Below are 17,099 nucleotides of genomic sequence, written 5' to 3'. Positions count from 1 at the left end.
CTTTTGCTCTAGGAATTTAGCCTGTGTTCAATTCTACAAGATACAAAAGGCGTGTAAAATTTCGTGAGCACTCACTGCCATCTACTTCTAGCCCTTTGACCTTCACTCGCCTCTGATAATCATCGCGACACGCAAATCTTCATCAAACACGAACGAATTGCTTTATTTCATTTGAAACGTTAGATTTATTCTACCACCTGTTAGATTATTTGGATAATATGTATTTTTTATCGAGGTGATAAAGAAAAGATATAAATAAAATCTAGATTTCTGTAAAGAAAAAAACACCTCAGTCTCAGAGATTTCTCCGAGACTAAGATGTCTGTGTTCTAAATCATATTTCTTAAATCAAATGGCTTTCACGTTTATCAAACATTTCTTGTCCCAAGGTTACCAATTCCTTGATAAGGTCTGAGTAAGAAAGTCCCATATTTTCCCAAAGAAGTGGGTACATAGACCATTGAGTGAAACCTGGCATAGTGTTGAGCTCGTTAAGGTAGATGGCTCCATCCTCTGTCAGGAAGAAATCACAGCGGGCAAGACCACAACCACCGAGGGCACGGAAGGCCTTGGCCGCATAGGCACGCATTTGCGTCATGACTTCTGCAGGCACGTGAGCTGGGATGTCCATGGTAATCTTATTGTCGATGTACTTGGCTTGATAGTCATAAAAAGCCACATCTTTGACTACTTCACCTGGATCAGTCGTTTTGACATTTGTATTGCCAAGGATACCAACCTCGATTTCTCGGGCAACCACACCTTGCTCAATCAAGATACGACTATCATATTTGAGAGCCAAATCAATCGCTGAACGAAGCTCTGCTTCATTTTCAGCTTTAGAAATCCCAACAGATGACCCCATGTTAGCAGGTTTGACGAAAACTGGGAAGGTCAATTTTTCAAGCGTCTCTGCTACTGCTGCTTCCAAATCTTCACCCTCGATGAAGACTGTGTAGGCAACCTGAGGCACACCAGCAACTTCAAGAATATGCTTGGTCATAATCTTGTCCATAGCCACACTTGATGACAATACATTAGTACCAACGTATGGTAACTTGAGGGTTTCGAGGAAACCTTGGATAGAACCATCCTCACCCATAGGACCGTGAAGTACAGGGAATACCACAGCGCCTGCTTCATAAATATCGCTTGGTTTGATAGCCTGACTAGCCACTACTGTGTCATTAGTCATGAGCTTCTCGTCATCACCTGGTGTTTCTGTAAATTCTTGTGTTTTGATAAAATCACCAGACTGAGTGATAAAGTAGGTTTTAACCTCAAATGCGCTGTAATCCACCGCACGCATAACACTCTCAGCTGAGAGCACAGACACTTCACGTTCTGCTGAACGTCCACCGTAGAGAAGGATAAGGGTTTGTTTAGACATAGGTATACCGTTTTCTTTTCTTGATTTTCTAGTCTCAATTTTGAGAACATAATTACCTTAATCATATCACAAAAGAGAGGGATTTTCAAAAAGATTATGGGTAGAAAAAAACAGCCTAAGAGCTGTTTCATTCCTGTCTTAAATTTCGTCACCAAGTTCAAACTTAGTGCCTTTGAGGGCACGTTTGAGAGACCACTTCCATGGTTTACCTTCGATAGTGACTTGTTTGTTTTCGAGGTCAACTTGAACCTTGTCTACGCCTTTGACAGCAGAGAGTTTTTCGGTAACGGTGTTGACACAGCCTTGGCATTTCATTCCTGTGATGTTATATGTTTTTGTCATTTTTCTTTCTTCCTTTTCTTTTATTGTTTTTTGATACACAGCTTAAGTGGCGGGAGTTATATGAAACTGACGCTTAGACTTTGCGACGTTTGAGGCGTAGAGCATTGAGAACAACTGAGACAGAGCTAAAGCTCATGGCCAGTCCTGCTATCATTGGGTCAAGGAGTGGGCCACCAAAGAGGTGGAGGACACCCATGGCCACTGGGATAGACAAGATATTGTAGATAAAGGCCCAAAAGAGGTTCTCTTTAATCGTCGTGATAGTTGCCTGACTAATTTTAAGAGCCTTAACCACATCCATGAGATTTGGTTTCATAAGGACCATATCGGCACTTTCCATGGCAATATCTGTCCCAGAACCCATGGCAATACCGATATCTGCAGTCGCAAGGGCTGGGGCATCATTGATACCATCACCAACCATGATGACTGATTTTCCTTCTGCCTGAAGGTCGCTAATCACCCTAGATTTCTCTTGAGGAAGCACTTGACTGATAACACGCTTGATACCAACCTTTTGAGCGATGGCTTGAGCAGTTTGGTCATTATCACCAGTCAACATGATGACTTCCTTGCCCATTTGATGAAGGGCTGCCACCATATCAGCACTATCTGCTTTAACCTGATCAGCTACACCAAAGAGTCCGATTAACTTACCATCTTCAGCCAGAAAAATAGGAGTCTGACCATCGGCTGTCAAGCTTTGGAAATCAGCTTGTGCTGAAGTCAAGTCGACTTTTTCCTCTGTCATTAGGGTTTGATTCCCAGCTAGATAAGTTTTTCCTGCATAGCTGGCAGTTAGTCCTCGTCCAGTCAAACTTGAGAAATTGTCCATCTCCAACAAGTCCAAGTTAGCATTTTCTGCTGCCACAAGGATGGCTTGACCCAAAGGGTGTTCAGACTTGGCTTCCAAGGATGCCAAAAGCTGCAAGGCTACTCCGCTATCTCCATAAGTATAGCTAGAAACGAGCTGAGGTTTCCCCTGAGTAATGGTTCCTGTCTTGTCAAAAACGAGGACGTCAGCCTTATGGGCTAACTCGAGCACATCTCCACGCTTGTAGAGAATACCATGCTCGGCACCAAGGCCTGTACCAACCATGATTGCTGTCGGTGTCGCAAGTCCCAATGCACATGGACAAGCAATAACCAAGACGCTGACTGCTACGGTCATGGCAAATGTAAAGGTTTGTCCCATGACAAAGTACCAGAAGAGGCCTGAAACAAGGGCGATAGCCATGACAACGGGAACAAAGACCGCTGACACCTGATCGGCAATCTTGGCAATCGGTGCCTTAGTTTGTTGAGCATCCTCAACCAATTTGATGATTTGGGAAAGCAAGGTGTCCTTACCAATCTTTTCCGCCTCATAAATCAGACTACCCTGACCATTAATAGAACCTGCAAATACTGGTTTACCAGCTGATTTTTCAATAGGAAGTGACTCACCTGTAAGCATACTCTCATCAATAGCAGAGCTACCAGAAATCACTCGACCATCCACGGCTATCTTTTCCCCAGGTTTGACCACAATATGGTCACCAAGAACAACCTTATCCACAGGAAGCTTGACTTCCTTACCATCACGAAGGACAGTTGCTTCCTTGGCTGACAAGTGCATGAGTTTCTTGATAGCTTCTGAAGTTCGACCCTTAGAGAGGGTTTCAAAGTACTTACCTAGAGTAATCAGGGTCAAGATAACAGCCACTGACTCAAAATAAAGTTGGTGGGCGTGATGGGCATGCCCCAATGAAATGTGGTAAGTACCATAGAGACTATAAAGAAAGGCTGCCGACGTTGCCAAGGCTACCAAGGCATCCATGTTAGGATGACCCTTAGCCAAGGTACGAAAACCATTACTATAGAAGGAACGACCCAACCACATGACTGGAACTGTCAAAACTAGCAGCACCAAGGCATAAGTCAAGGCTGCATGATGAGGAGACAAGAAGTTTGGCACAGGTAGACCGACCATTGGCCCCATAGCTAGATAAAAGAGAGGAATGGTGAAGACTGATGACCAAATGAGACGCTCACGCACCTTGTGAATCTTGTCTTCTTCACGTTCTTCCTGACTTTTAGCTGTCTCTGGATTGTAGACTTCAGCCTCATAACCAGCGTCAGCCACAGCTTTTTCAATAGCTTCTGGACTAACCTTATCCCCAGCATAATCCACAGACATTTTTTCGGTGGTTAGGTTGACCACAGCCTTGTCCACACCATCCAACTTATTAACAGCATTTTCAACATTGGCTACACAGGATGCACAGGTCATCCCATTAACCACAAAGGTTTCTTTTGCCATTCCTATATCACCTCCATATGATGCCCACAGGCGCATTGGCCAGGCACACAGTCACACACCACCTGATCCACAGGTTCTTTTGCTAGAAGCAAGGCCTGTAACTTATCCACATCAGCTTGCGTCATGGGTGTCTTCTCGATAAGTTGCCCCAACAAATCGCTGTGTTTGGTCAAGCAAATCTTGTCAAAAACAGCCTCTAAAGCTTGAAAATTCGCTTCATCTTCACCCAAGCTAGCTTGATAGATAAACCCTCGTCCTTGACGCTGACTGGTTAGGTAACCCTTGTCCGCCAAACGTCCAAGCAAGGTCTTAACTGTCGAAGCCGACCAGTCTAGCTTCTTAGCTAGAATCGCTATAATCTCTGAAGAAGTCGCTTGCCCCTTAGCCCAGAGCACTCGCATGACTTCCCATTCCGCAGATGAAATTGTCAGCATGATAGCTCCTTTCTGAATTTCGTTGTTCGTTTACGTTTGTAGATTTATTTTAACGCTATCCTAGAAACGTGTCAAGAGTTTTGTCTACATTTGTAGATTTATTTTTTGAAAAATTTCCAAGATCACTTCAAGGACCTTGGAAAACTTTCATTATCTTAGGCAAAAAATTATGCCTTTAGATTTTTCTGATACAGTTTAGTCATAAGCATTATTCCCAAGACAAGTATAATGACTGGAAGACTGTATCCCAAATAAATCGTAGTGACCTGCAGACCTCTCTTGATAAGCATACCACTGACAAATACAACAATCCCTGTCAAAACCTGATTCAAGACTTCGATTTTCAAATAAAGATTGTTGAGTTGTAGGGGATTCAACTTCTCCTGCAGGTAAACATTTTGCGAGATTCCAGATATCGTTTGGCCAACTGCTAAAAAGATATAGCTAAGCAAAACAGTCGATAGGTTAGGTACGAATGGAAAGACGACAACGTAACCCAAATAGACAAGAGAGCCTAACAAGTAAACGGTCATAGGGGAGTATTTAGTGAGACTTTTGAAAGATAGAATCGAACTCGTTGCTAGAAAGGCAATGGCCAAGAAGGACAGAGAGAAAGAATAGGCCTGACTAGAAATACCGACATCTTTGGTCAAGAAGATAACCTCATAAGCATCATATAAGACACCCACTGACTGTAAGAGTATAGTCATCATAACCATCTTAAGGACGACACTCTGCCTTCCAAAAATAGGACTACCTTGACTGGAAGAAACCTCCTCTTCTGATTCATTTTCACGGTCAAAAATAATCGGCCCCAGCTTAAACAATAAGAGGGTTGCTAGTAGCGTTAGCACACTGTAGACCAAAAATAAGCTCCCTAAATCAAGGCTACCCCAGAAACCAACTATCATAGGTGCTAAGAAATAGGAGGCTGAACCAATCATAGTATAGGTACTGTTAAATTTTTGCAAGTTGGCTTTTTTAACAAGCACAGGCACCGCTGAGGACAACAAACTGTTAAAGTAAGTCGTCAGCACTTCAGTCAAAACCACCAAAGCAAACACAAAAACACTGCCCATGGCAAGATAGATCAAAGCCAGACAGACTGCCTTAAGCAATTCAATACCAATCAAAACATATTTTTTATTTGTGATTTTTCCTACAAATTGGTGTCCCACATTGGCAAGAATCCCTCCTAAGAATTTGGCAATCCATAGCCCTAAGACATAGTCCACCGAGACTTTAGAGAAGATAATACTCAGAGCTATCGCATAGCCGTACTCGATAATCAGCGATAAAAACCTATTAAGGAAAATAATTCTGGAATTGTTGGTAAACATTAACGATTTCTAAACCTTTTCTTTTTCATTGCCATTATTGTAACACTGAACATACTAGCCTTCAATAGGCACTGACAACTTGATCACCTCATTAGAAAAACACCTCCTAAGAGGTGTCACACTTTACTAAGATAAGATTGAGTTAACAAGGCTACGTCCAAAACCTCTGCCTTCACCATACAAAAATGTAAACATGCTAGGGAAAATAATAGCCAAGCAAATTATCATAAAGAGTATTGCTAGAGCTTTTTTATTTGATACAAAGAATGACAAAATATGATCAATCATGTTCAGAGATGCCTTCTCTTCCTTTCTTTTTTTAGCTATAAACAAGCTATAAAATCAGTCTATAGTTTTCGAAAAGAAAAAAATAGTGACATTTATGTCACTAAAAAGGCTTATTCATTCGATACGAGATATACAAAAGCTGATTACGAGATTTAACTCTCAACTCAAGCCCTTGTAGAGATACAAGACACCAACCAAAAGGAAAATCAGTGCATAGTGATTCTCTCCCCGATAGAAAAATAGTAAGGCTCCTATTAAGAAACAGATTCCTAGTATTACCCTCAATGATACTTTCATTTGTCTACCTTCTTTCTATAAGTAAGACGAAAATAAAAACAAGAGATACATTTAATTCGCTACAATCCACCCATATTATAAGCTTGATAACTAAGAAAATCAAATGTCCCTAAAGAATGATTTTGATGAAAAAATACTCCCCATTTCTGGAGAGTAGCATCTTCTATTTTTCAAAGTGTGAACCGAATGTAACAAATTCAGCAACTTCTTTTTCCTTACCGTCGTGGAGGTCACGGACAATTTTTGATCCCACGATAACACCGTCTGACACAGCGTTAAAACGTTTGATGTCTTCCTCTGTTGACACACCGAAACCTGTGAGAACTGGAATGTCAGCATGAGCAGTCAAGTTAGCCAAGTGTTTATCAAGGTCATCACGGTAATTACCAGTCTTACCAGTAACGCCATTAATGGCAACGGCGTAGATAAAGCCTTCTGCACCATCAATCAACTGTTTCTGACGGTCAATACCTGTAGTCAAACTTACCAAAGGCACGAGAGCAATATCACTGTCTTTCAAATATGGGGTAATAAAGTCAGCGTGTTCGTCTGGCAAATCAGGAATAATGAGCCCCTTGACAGATGTATCTGCAAGATCCTTAACAAAGGCTTCAATACCATATTGATAAACTGGGTTGATGTAGGTCATGATAACCAAAGGTACCTGTGTTTTTTGTTCTTGAAGCTTCTTGATGATAGCTGTCAAAGTCACATCTTTAGCCAAACTACGTTGTCCTGCTAGTTCAATAACGGGACCATCGGCCACAGGGTCTGACCATGGAATACCCACCTCAATAGCTGAGACACCACTATTTTCCAAGAGAGCAATGGTCTCAAAGAGTCCGTCTAGACCTTTAGCGTGGTCACCCGCCATGATGTAAGGTACGAAAATACCGCGTTTACTGTCTTTGATAGCTTGTAGGTGTTTTGTTAATGTTTTTGTCATGGTTTATTTCCCTTCTGCTTCAGCTTCGAAACGTTCTTTAACCTGCATAACGTCCTTGTCCCCACGACCTGAGAGGCAGACGATGAGGCTTTGGTCTGGCGACATCTTAGCTGCCACTTTTTGCGCAAGAGCAATGGCATGGCTAGACTCAAGAGCTGGGATAATACCTTCTAAACGTGACAGAAGTTTGAAACCTTCAAGAGCTTCTTCATCTGTGATAGAGTCGTAAGTCGCACGTCCAATTTCGTTGAAATAACAGTGCTCAGGACCAACCCCTGGGTAGTCCAGACCAGCTGAGATAGAGAAGGCTTCCATGATTTGACCGTGAGCATCTTGGAGGACATCCATAAGCGCTCCATGAAGGATACCTGGACGGCCTTTGGCAAAGGTTGCGGCATGTTTTTCAGTATCAAGCCCCAAACCAGAAGCCTCAGCACCATACATAGCTACTGATTTATCATTAACAAATGGGTAAAACATACCGATAGCATTTGAACCACCACCGATACAAGCCATTACAGCATCAGGCAATTTACCGCCAGAAATCTCTGCATATTGGCGTTTGGCTTCACGACCGATGACAGATTGGAAGTCACGAACAATTTCTGGGAACGGTGCAGGACCAAGGGCAGATCCCATGATATAGTGCGTATCCTCGATACCTGCAACCCAAGCACGAAGAGCTGCATTTACAGCATCCTTAAGCACGCGCGAACCATCTGTTACGCTAAATACCTTGGCACCAAGCAATTCCATACGGAAAACGTTAAGCGCCTGACGTTTAACATCTTCCTCACCCATATAGATTGTACAATCCATGTCAAAAAGGGCTGCGGCTGTCGCTGTTGCAACACCGTGTTGACCGGCACCCGTTTCAGCGATGATTTTCTTCTTGCCCATACGTTTGGCAAGCAAGACTTGACCAAGGGCATTGTTAATCTTGTGGGCACCTGTGTGGTTAAGGTCCTCACGTTTAAGATAAATTTGCGCTCCACCGATATGGTCAGTCAAACGTTTGGCGTGGTAAAGAGGTGTCTCACGGCCCACATAGTTTTTGAGAAGATCATCCAATTCCGCTTGGAAACTTGGGTCTTCCTTGGCTTCACGATAGGCCTTGTCCAATTCAATAACGGCCGTCATCAGCGTTTCTGGAACGAACTGACCACCGAATTTTCCGTAAAATCCTTTTGCATCAGGTTGTTGATATGTCATGCTTTCACTCTTTCTATAAATGCTTTAATCTTATCTAAATCTTTGTGACCATCTGTCTCGACACCTGAGGACACATCTAAGGCATAGGGCTGGAAAGTTTCCTTGGCCTCTGCCACATTGTCCACAGTTAAGCCACCAGCGATGAAATAGTCCTGCTCAATCTGCTTATCAGCCAAGAGTTGCCAGTCAAAGGTCTGGCCACTACCAGCAATGGGAGCATCAAAGAGGAGATAATCCGCCTGGCTCTTGACTTGAGAATCGCTATCCGAAATCTGAATAGCTCGAATAACTGGTACTGAAATCTTTGGAATAAGGTCTTCATCAAAAGTTCCATGAATCTGAACGATATCTAAGGGAACCTTACCGATTGCTTCTTCCAGTTCTTCAAGACTGGGTGAAACAAAGACACCGACGATTTTTGTCTGGCCTGTCACCCCTTTAGCCAGCTCGTGAGCTTGTTCAAGACTCACTTGACGCTTGCTCTTGGCGAACACAAAACCAATGTAGTCAGCCCCTGCTTCAACTGCAGTTGCTACCGCTTCTGGTGTCGATAGTCCACAAATTTTAACCTTTGTCAATTTGCAACTCCTTGACCTTTTCAGCCACATTGTCAGCCGTCATAAGGGCAGTTCCTACCAGAATCCCATTAAAATATGGGGCAACTAAGGCAGCATCCTGACCTGTAAAAATGGCCGACTCAGAAATATAAACAGGCTTGTCCTTGAAATGCGTTGATAACTCAAGACTGGTGTTAATATCTGTCTCAAAAGTGACCAAATTACGGTTGTTAACGCCGATAATCTCAGCACCAATACGATGAGCAACTTCCAATTCTGGCAGATTATGCGTTTCAACCAAGACTTCCAAGCCAAGGCTTGTCGCAAAATCGTAGAGCTCCTTGAGGCGAGCCTCTGGCAAGGCGGCTACAATCAAGAGAATGACTGTCGCACCCGCATTACGACTACGCACAATCTGTTTCTCATCAATAATGAAGTCCTTAGCCAAGGTTGGAATAGCCACCTGTGACGAAATTTCTTTCAAATAGGAAATATCACCCTTGAAGAAGACTTCGTCAGTCAAAACAGAAATCATGGCTGCGCCATTTTCCTCATAGGTCTTGGCCTGAGCCACAATATCCACATCTAGGTTAATATCACCCATACTTGGACTAGCTTTTTTCACTTCAGAAATAATTTGCAGCTTGTTTTGATTTGACTTGAGAAAATCATAAAGACGATAGGTCTTACGTAAGGGCTGCAAGTCTTCCATGACCAACTGGGCCACTTCTTTTTCTTTTTGTTCTAAAATTGTTGGGAGAAAGGCTTTACTCATACTTGTACCTCTTGGAGTTGGCGAAGTTTCTCTAGGGCTGAGCCATCCGCAATCAATTGACGAGCAAGCTCAACACCCTCTTTAATGGTCGCAACCTTACCATTGGCAAAGAAGCCAAGACCTGCATTAAGCACTGTTGTTTCAAGATAAGGACTTGCTTCATTTTTCAAGACACTAAGGAGAATCTCTGCATTTTCCTTAGCATCGCCACCTGTGATATCAGACAACTCAACCTTTTCCATACCCAAATCTTCATAAGTGAAAGTGTGCTGGCTGATGTGACCATCTTCCAAAAGGGTGTAGGTGTTGGTGCCATAGAGGGCAGCTTCGTCCATATTGTCAGGACCTGTGATAACAACCGCACGTTTACGTCCCAACTGTTGAATAGCATTAGCAACAATTTCTTGTAATTCCACACGATAGAGCCCCATGAGTTGTGTCTCAAGGTCAAGCGGATTAGCCAGTGGCCCAACCAAGTTCATAATCGTTGGAATCCCAAGAGCTTGGCGAGCTGGACCGATAAAACGCATAGCTGGGTGCATGGTTTGGGCAAAGATAAAGGCCAAACCAACCTCGTCAAGTGCTTTAGATAGGGTTTCTGGTGATGCTGCAACGTTAATTCCAAGGGCTTCAAGCACGTCAGCTGAACCAGATTTAGAGGAAATCGAACGGTTACCAGCCTTGGCCATACGAATACCACCTGCTGCTAGAACAAAACAAACAGTAGTCGAAATGTTAAAGCTATAAGACTGGTCCCCACCAGTTCCACAGTTACACATAGCATCCGTGAAAGTCTCAGGCAAGGCAGTCGCATGTGATTTGAGGGCACGCACGATACCTGTGATTTCATCTGCTGTTTCCCCCTTAGTCTTAAGCCCCATAAGGAAGGCAGCGATTTGGCTTTCTGAGACTTCATTTTTGAGAATACGGTCAAAGACTGCTTGGACTTGATCTTGAGACAAGTCTTGGCGGTTTGAGATTTGTAGGAATATTTCTTTCATATCTGTTTTCCTTTTAAAAACTGTTCAATGTTATCTGATGCACGAGGAGAGGTTTTGAGCGTAGACAAATCTAGTTCAAAGACTGTCCACCTAGCCTGCAACGATTTTTACGAAATTTTCAACCATCTTAAGCCCATCTGGACTTCCGATGCTTTCTGGGTGATATTGCAAACCGTAAATAGGTAGCTCCTTATGTTGAATAGCCATGATTTCTTGATCATCAGTTGTGATAGCTGTCACATCAAAGCCCTCTGGCATTTGGTCAACAACGATGGAATGGTAACGCATGATTGGGACATCATTGTCGATATCCTTGAAAATAGGCGATGGCGTTTCAAAAGTGATGTTACTTTGTTTTCCATGCATGACATTTTTAGCCAAGCCAAGTTTACCACCAAAAGTTTCCGCAATAGCCTGATGCCCCAAGCAAATTCCCATCATCGGTTTTTTACCAGCGAAATCCTTAATCAAGGCTTCCATTTTACCCGCATCAGCTGGCCAACCTGGACCTGGTGAAAAAACTAGACCGTCAGCTTTTTCCGCCTCTTCATAGAGGGTCTCGTCATCGTTACGCAAGACCTTTACCTCTGTAAATGTCCCTAGGTATTGTGCCAAATTATAGGTAAAAGAGTCATAGTTATCAACTAATAAAATCATTGGGCATCTCCTATTCTTGTCATAGCTTTCGCCTTGTTAATCGTTTCGTAAAATTCATTTTCAGGAACACTATCGTAAACAACACCTGCACCTGCTTGAACATAGGCTTTTTGATTTTTGAGAATCATAGTACGGATGGCAATGGCAAAGTCCATATCTCCTGTCGCAGACAGATAACCAATAGCTCCCGCATAAATACCACGTTTTTCCTGCTCAAGCTCATAGATACGGCGCATGGCACGAATCTTAGGTGCTCCTGATACGGTTCCAGCTGGTAGGGTTGATTTTAGCGCATCCAGTGCTGTCAATTCCGGCAAGAGTTGCCCCTTAACCACACTGGTAAGGTGCATCACATAGCGGAAATACTCAACCTCCATATACTTGGTCACCTTGACCGTACCATTTTTAGCAATCTTACCAATATCATTACGTCCCAAGTCAACCAACATACGGTGTTCCGCAGTTTCTTTGACATCATGTGAGAGTTCATCTGCCAAAGCAGCATCTTCAGCCTCATTGGCACCACGAGGGCGAGTTCCAGCAATCGGATTGGTTACCACCTCTCCATTTTTCACTGAAACCAAGCTCTCTGGGCTAGCACCAATCACCTGATAATCTCCAAAATCGTAGAAATAAAGATAGTTTGATGGGTTGGTCACACGCAAGTTACGGTAGTAATCCAAAGGATCTCCCTCAAAGTCCGCTGAAAAGCGTTGGCTAAGCACACATTGGAACATATCTCCCTCACGAATAAGTTTCTTGGCCTTAGCCACCATATCCATGAAGACTTCTTTTTCGATATGATTTGAAAATTGCAAGGCTTGCAAGGCCTGAGGTGTAAACTCGTTTGGCGCCTGAGTCTGGAGATTGGTTACCACCTGACCAAGAGCTTGACGCACCGCATCGTTGTCACGACCAGAGTAGATATTGTCCTCAACCACATAAACCTTTTCTTTTTTGTGGTCAAAAATCAAATAAGACTCATAAATGAAGAAATGCATATCAGGTGTTCCAATCGTATCTTCTGGAATCTCACCGATATTTTCATAGAGACCGATCATGTCATAGCCTGCAAACCCGATGGCACCACCTGCGAAAGGTAGGTCAGACTTGATGCCCTTGACTGTTACTTGGTCCAAGTATTCGAAAGGATCCTGATCAATTGCCTTACCATTTTCATAAAGAACACCATCCTTGAAGGTTACTTCAAAGACCGGATTGTAGGCAACAATAGAAAAACGCGCATTTTCCTTCTCACGAGGAATAGATTCAAGGATAACCTTGTGTTCCCCCTGAACACGCATATAAGCCAAGATTGGTGTTAAGGTATCGGCTGGTAAAATTTTTCTCATAATATTTCCTTTCAAACTGGTTTATCGAGAGTAAGAAGACTGATGCAAGATCCTCTATAGGATGTATCGGCACCATATTATTCTTTGTTCACTTTATCTTCCAAAGCAATAAATGCTGTAATCACGCTTCTCCAAACACTTTCAGCCACATCTGGTGATAAGCCAAGCTCTAGTGCCTCCTTACGACGGTTTGCTATCACTTGAGCAACACGATCACTATCCTGGACAGCAACCTTGTCTCCCTTGGGCTTAAGCCGTCCTGCCTTTTCCACAAGTATTTGACGTTGGGCCAGTAGGCGAAGCAACTGTCTATCAATATTATCAATATCAATTCGAATATCGCTTAATGCATCCATAAATACCCAACCTTTCATTGAATAATGAAATAACACTTTTTTAAAGATAAAAGTAAACAAAAAACCTCACAGAGAAAAACTCTGTGAGGGCATTAAATCTAGTTTAACACGGTACCACCTCAGTTAATGGTCTCCAAAAAAACGACCATCATCTCTATCTCCTCTAACAAGGAGTTGCACGGTAAGGGGTGCCAACCGAGAAGAATATGTATTACCTTCTCATTATCATCCAATCAGCCCAATGTTCGCTCATCTCGATTACCTACTCACAATCACCGCAGGCTCCCTGAAAATCTAAGACCAGTTACTTTCTGATTTACTAACTATTGTACTCCTTTTTAGAGGGATGTCAAGAATTTTCTGTTAATTTTGACAATTCCTCCCTTATAAGATTCGTCTATACCTAATTCAGAGAGTGAGGTAGTCTTATCACCACACTTTACAAAATAAAAAAGCCCCAAAAGGGACTTCTTGGTTTGATAAACAACGGCAGGGTGACAGTCCTGCATCTCTTTCAGACCCGAAGGTGCGGCGGCTGCCTCTTCCGCCCTCGTTGTTATTTCTTATCTATATTATATCACATTTTCTTAGCTCTACCAGCATTTAGATAATTTTTCAGCTTAGAATCTTTAATCACAAACATGGTACGGACATTAAGTTTATCACATAATCTGACCGCTACCAGAACATTACCATCAATACGTTTTATATATTCCAAGGACTGGCCATTAGGATGGCGACCGATATAGTCCGGATGAGCAATAATCTCTGGAATACGTTCATAGGTGGCATCAAAATCACTGAATTCCTGGCGATGTTTTTCCATATGCTTCTTACGTTGTGCAGACAGCGTGATTTCTTCACCAGGCTTGTAGTCCAAATCAAAAGCTTTAATGACTTTTGGCGTCAAGTGCCCTACTGTTTTCATGCCTCTATTGTACCATACCTCATACACATTAAGGCCTTTCCTACTGTTGAGGTATCAAAAAACTCAAGCCTGTTACCAAGCTCGAGTTTTGACTTATGCTTTTTGGAAAGCTCCTTGTTTGTAGCTAATCCAGAAGAAAAGCGGTGTACAGATAGCCATTGCTACCAGATAGATTGGTAAGGTGTAGCTATTAAGTGTCGAAATTTCAATCATATCTCGAAGATAATAAGAGCTGATTAAGAAACCAAAGACTGAGTAAATAATCAAGGCCACACGTCCCTTATTCAACGGGATACAAGCACGAATAACGGCAAGAACACCCGTTGATCCCATCATATAGTAAGACAGCGTCAGCATGTCCGTATTGCTCATGCCAAGATAGACCTGAGATAGATGGAAAATAAGAACACTGATAACCAGCATCAAGGCATTAGGAATAGACAACTGAAGCGAACGTCTGAGGAAATGTTTCTCAACAGGTCGAATATTACGTTCGAAGGTCAAAATAAATGGTGGAAGACCCTCAATAAATTGCCCCGCTAAAGTCATCTGAACCTGAATGAATGGGAAGACCAAGAGGTACTCTGCCTTTCCAAAAACAATACTGGCAATACAGATAAGTCCCAAAAGGAAGGAATAAACCGTTTTGATGAGGAAAATAGGTGCAATGTGGGCAATATTATTAACCACACGACGTCCCTCAAATAGAATTTCAGGAATATCCTTAAACTCGGAATCCATAAGCACCAAGTTGGCAATCTGACGTGTAGCGGGATCCCCTTCAGCCATAACAATCGAACAGTCCGCTTCACGTAGTGCCAAGATATCGTTGACACCGTCACCAGTCATAGCTGTGGTATGCCCATTAGCATTAAGCGTTTGGATTAACAACTTCTTCTGATGTGGAGATACGCGGCCAAAGATTGCCGTATCTTCAGCCAAAGCCTCCAACTCCTCATCACTGACCTTAGAACAGTCAATATAGCTTTGATAATTCGCAAAACCAGCCTGGTGGGCAATATGAGAAACCGTCACAGGATTGTCACCAGAAATAATCTTAAGCGTCACATCTTCTGAACGTAGGTATTCCAAAGTTTCTGCAGCATCCTCACGAATAGGATCGGCAATTTCAAGCAAGGTCAAGCCTTCAACGTCATTCGGCAAACTCATAGTCTCTGTATCAACCGCTGACTGACTCCATGCCAAAATCAAAACACGAGAACCACGAGCCTGAGCCTGATCGACTGCTTTTGGATTTTCCTTAAGAAGCATCTCAGGTGCTCCCAAAAAGAGAGTTCCGATTCCATCAATGCTCATAGCACCCCATTTACGATCACTTGAAAATGGAATAATATCCCCTACCTGATAGTGATGCTCCAGACCTTCATAGGCATTCCGAATCGCCTGAGCCGTTGCATTGTTATCCTTGCTATGCTGCATGTAAGCCGCAAGCAAGCGCTCCAACTCCTCTTTAGTGAAACGCTCTGACAGTAGTTTCAGACCCTTAACGGTCATCTTTCCTTGCGTAATTGTCCCTGTCTTATCTAAACAAAGCACATCGACACGCGCCAAGGTTTCGACAGAGTACATCTCTTGCACCAGGATATGTTTCATTCCAAGCTTAATAACGGCCGTTAAAAGAGAGGTAATTGTCAAAAGGGCAATCCCCTTAGGCAACATTCCCAAAAGGGCTGTCGAACTGGTAACTACCGACTCTTGAAGAGAGAGTTGTTTAATCAAGTAAGCCTCGAAAAAGAGAGCGAGCCCAAACGGTATCACAATCTTGCCCGTAAACTTGGCAATCTTGTCCATGTTATAGAGGATACGTGACACGATTGGCTTATGCGTCTTGGCCTCTAGCATGAGCTTATTGGCATAATTGTCCTCGGCTACGTTAATAACCTTAGCATAAACCTGACCACTCACAAGGTAAGAACCCGAGAGCAACTCCTTCCCATCCTTCTTGAGAATAAGGTCACTCTCACCCGTCAGCATAGCCTCATTGAGCTCAGCCATCCCATCAACAACCACGGCATCACTAGGCACCTGCTCACCCGCAGACAAGAGCATGATATCATCCAAGACAATGTCCTGAGGATTAATAGAAGTAACCTCGCCATCACGCACCACACGGATCTGATCCTTATTCATGAGATTGAGCTTATCAATCATGCGACGGGCACGCAACTCTGTCATCATCCCCGTAAAGGCATTAAGCACAATGATTCCGAAGAAAAAGAGATTCGACCAAGCCTGAACAGCAATCAAGGCCACAAAAATAGCAAAATTGAGCATATTAAAGGAGTTAAAGACATTACGCCTAAAAATCTCCCAGTTGCTGGAGCCAGTTTTTGCTTTAAAATGATTTGTTTTACCGGCATCTATCCGCCGCTTGACCTCCACCTGCGTCAAGCCTTGTAACTGTTTTTTCATAACTTTCATAGTAGCATAAAAATGAGGTGTTTTCAAAGGTTAGCCGTCATGGATAGCCAGGAAATAGACCTATTATATCGAACTACTCTCCCAACTATTTCACTCAACCTAAACTACTTTCAAATAGCAAAGGCAAGAGTTCCTACAAAACACTTCTATGCTATCTTATTCTCTAATTAAACCTACTTTGATAAATTAAATTAAACAACCACTGAAGATTGATTAATGGTTTTGATTGAGCATCAATCACAGGTTGAACAGTTTCTCTAATTTCTTTTTGGACTTTTCGTTGATTATATTTAATCTTGTGATAATGTTTGTCAAAAGCATGTTGGACAGAAAAATTACGATTAAGAAGATACCTATCATTTGATTCGGAATGAAAAAATAGAGTATCACCTGTAAGATCTAATACAGACGTTTTAGTTCCTTTTTCTCTAGTTATAGAATACGACCCATCATCATCGTAGCTAATACCTTCTATTTCCG

15 protein-coding genes and 1 pseudogene are annotated in these 17,099 nt (G+C 42.6%); all 16 read right to left on the bottom strand.

Features of this window, described 5'->3' with window-relative positions; genetic code table 11:
- Positions 1-343: 343 nt before the first annotated feature.
- Positions 344-1,390, bottom strand: a complete 1,047-nt coding sequence (locus tag HMPREF2607_RS08315) for a D-alanine--D-alanine ligase (RefSeq protein WP_045769087.1) — start codon at positions 1,388-1,390, stop codon at positions 344-346.
- 138 nt (positions 1,391-1,528) lie between these two features.
- Positions 1,529-1,732, bottom strand: a complete 204-nt coding sequence (gene copZ / locus HMPREF2607_RS08310) for a copper chaperone CopZ (RefSeq protein WP_002891592.1) — start codon at positions 1,730-1,732, stop codon at positions 1,529-1,531.
- A gap of 73 nt (positions 1,733-1,805) precedes the next feature.
- Positions 1,806-4,034 carry a heavy metal translocating P-type ATPase gene (locus HMPREF2607_RS08305; RefSeq protein WP_045769086.1) on the bottom strand — a complete coding sequence of 743 codons (2,229 nt, stop codon included), beginning with the start codon at positions 4,032-4,034 and terminating at the stop codon, positions 1,806-1,808.
- A 2-nt stretch (positions 4,035-4,036) separates the two neighbouring features.
- The gene (locus HMPREF2607_RS08300) at positions 4,037-4,468 is read right to left on the bottom strand and encodes a CopY/TcrY family copper transport repressor (RefSeq protein ID WP_004183215.1); all 432 of its coding nucleotides are present in this window, start codon (positions 4,466-4,468) and stop codon (positions 4,037-4,039) included.
- Between the two features lie 167 nt (positions 4,469-4,635).
- A complete protein-coding gene (locus tag HMPREF2607_RS08295; protein WP_059749236.1) occupies positions 4,636-5,808 on the bottom strand; it encodes an MFS transporter in 1,173 nt (390 codons plus the stop codon).
- 748 nt (positions 5,809-6,556) lie between these two features.
- Positions 6,557-7,339, bottom strand: coding sequence for a tryptophan synthase subunit alpha (gene trpA / locus HMPREF2607_RS08290; protein WP_004183217.1), 783 nt, complete (start codon positions 7,337-7,339; stop codon positions 6,557-6,559).
- A gap of 3 nt (positions 7,340-7,342) precedes the next feature.
- A complete protein-coding gene (trpB, locus tag HMPREF2607_RS08285) occupies positions 7,343-8,551 on the bottom strand; it encodes a tryptophan synthase subunit beta (protein WP_002891598.1) in 1,209 nt (402 codons plus the stop codon).
- Positions 8,548-9,129, bottom strand: a complete 582-nt coding sequence (locus tag HMPREF2607_RS08280; protein WP_064524243.1) for a phosphoribosylanthranilate isomerase — start codon at positions 9,127-9,129, stop codon at positions 8,548-8,550. The genes trpB and HMPREF2607_RS08280 overlap by 4 nt, the downstream gene beginning before the upstream one ends.
- A complete protein-coding gene (gene trpC / locus HMPREF2607_RS08275; RefSeq protein ID WP_070476678.1) occupies positions 9,116-9,883 on the bottom strand; it encodes an indole-3-glycerol phosphate synthase TrpC in 768 nt (255 codons plus the stop codon). Before trpC ends, HMPREF2607_RS08280 begins: the two co-directional genes overlap by 14 nt.
- Positions 9,880-10,884 (bottom strand): anthranilate phosphoribosyltransferase, encoded by a 1,005-nt coding sequence (gene trpD, locus HMPREF2607_RS08270; RefSeq protein ID WP_070476675.1) that lies wholly within the window; start codon positions 10,882-10,884, stop codon positions 9,880-9,882. The genes trpC and trpD overlap by 4 nt, the downstream gene beginning before the upstream one ends.
- Positions 10,885-10,974: 90 nt before the next feature.
- Positions 10,975-11,541 (bottom strand): aminodeoxychorismate/anthranilate synthase component II, encoded by a 567-nt coding sequence (locus HMPREF2607_RS08265; RefSeq protein WP_013991050.1) that lies wholly within the window; start codon positions 11,539-11,541, stop codon positions 10,975-10,977.
- Positions 11,538-12,893 carry an anthranilate synthase component I gene (trpE, locus tag HMPREF2607_RS08260; protein ID WP_045769080.1) on the bottom strand — a complete coding sequence of 452 codons (1,356 nt, stop codon included), beginning with the start codon at positions 12,891-12,893 and terminating at the stop codon, positions 11,538-11,540. The genes HMPREF2607_RS08265 and trpE overlap by 4 nt, the downstream gene beginning before the upstream one ends.
- 77 nt (positions 12,894-12,970) lie before the next feature.
- Positions 12,971-13,249, bottom strand: a complete 279-nt coding sequence (locus HMPREF2607_RS08255) for a chorismate mutase (RefSeq protein WP_070476789.1) — start codon at positions 13,247-13,249, stop codon at positions 12,971-12,973.
- A 577-nt stretch (positions 13,250-13,826) separates the two neighbouring features.
- Positions 13,827-14,177, bottom strand: a complete 351-nt coding sequence (locus tag HMPREF2607_RS08250) for a PBECR3 domain-containing polyvalent protein (protein ID WP_014634923.1) — start codon at positions 14,175-14,177, stop codon at positions 13,827-13,829.
- Positions 14,178-14,270: 93 nt separating this feature from the next.
- A complete protein-coding gene (locus HMPREF2607_RS08245; RefSeq protein WP_070476674.1) occupies positions 14,271-16,619 on the bottom strand; it encodes a cation-translocating P-type ATPase in 2,349 nt (782 codons plus the stop codon).
- A gap of 163 nt (positions 16,620-16,782) precedes the next feature.
- Positions 16,783-17,099 (bottom strand): annotated as a pseudogene (locus HMPREF2607_RS08240) (hypothetical protein); the annotation flags it as partial.

The sequence above is a fragment of the Streptococcus sp. HMSC078H03 genome, assembly GCF_001808655.1.
Classification (GTDB): Bacteria; Bacillota; Bacilli; order Lactobacillales; family Streptococcaceae; genus Streptococcus; species Streptococcus salivarius_G.
Note: the sequence above shows the minus strand (reverse complement) of the source record. Positions and strands in the feature narration are given on the sequence as shown.

Excerpts from the sequence above, each read along its gene's own strand:
- HMPREF2607_RS08300 (WP_004183215.1), bottom strand. The coding sequence starts at position 4,468 with ATGCTGACAATTTCATCTGCGGAATGGGAAGTCATGCGAGTGCTCTGG.
- HMPREF2607_RS08295 (WP_059749236.1), bottom strand. The coding sequence starts at position 5,808 with ATGTTTACCAACAATTCCAGAATTATTTTCCTTAATAGGTTTTTATCG.
- HMPREF2607_RS08255 (WP_070476789.1), bottom strand. The coding sequence starts at position 13,249 with ATGGATGCATTAAGCGATATTCGAATTGATATTGATAATATTGATAGA.
- trpA (WP_004183217.1), bottom strand. The coding sequence starts at position 7,339 with ATGACAAAAACATTAACAAAACACCTACAAGCTATCAAAGACAGTAAA.
- HMPREF2607_RS08265 (WP_013991050.1), bottom strand. The coding sequence starts at position 11,541 with ATGATTTTATTAGTTGATAACTATGACTCTTTTACCTATAATTTGGCA.
- trpB (WP_002891598.1), bottom strand. The coding sequence starts at position 8,551 with ATGACATATCAACAACCTGATGCAAAAGGATTTTACGGAAAATTCGGT.
- trpE (WP_045769080.1), bottom strand. The coding sequence starts at position 12,893 with ATGAGAAAAATTTTACCAGCCGATACCTTAACACCAATCTTGGCTTAT.
- HMPREF2607_RS08250 (WP_014634923.1), bottom strand. The coding sequence starts at position 14,177 with ATGAAAACAGTAGGGCACTTGACGCCAAAAGTCATTAAAGCTTTTGAT.
- trpD (WP_070476675.1), bottom strand. The coding sequence starts at position 10,884 with ATGAAAGAAATATTCCTACAAATCTCAAACCGCCAAGACTTGTCTCAA.
- copZ (WP_002891592.1), bottom strand. The coding sequence starts at position 1,732 with ATGACAAAAACATATAACATCACAGGAATGAAATGCCAAGGCTGTGTC.
- HMPREF2607_RS08305 (WP_045769086.1), bottom strand. The coding sequence starts at position 4,034 with ATGGCAAAAGAAACCTTTGTGGTTAATGGGATGACCTGTGCATCCTGT.
- trpC (WP_070476678.1), bottom strand. The coding sequence starts at position 9,883 with ATGAGTAAAGCCTTTCTCCCAACAATTTTAGAACAAAAAGAAAAAGAA.
- HMPREF2607_RS08245 (WP_070476674.1), bottom strand. The coding sequence starts at position 16,619 with ATGAAAGTTATGAAAAAACAGTTACAAGGCTTGACGCAGGTGGAGGTC.
- HMPREF2607_RS08315 (WP_045769087.1), bottom strand. The coding sequence starts at position 1,390 with ATGTCTAAACAAACCCTTATCCTTCTCTACGGTGGACGTTCAGCAGAA.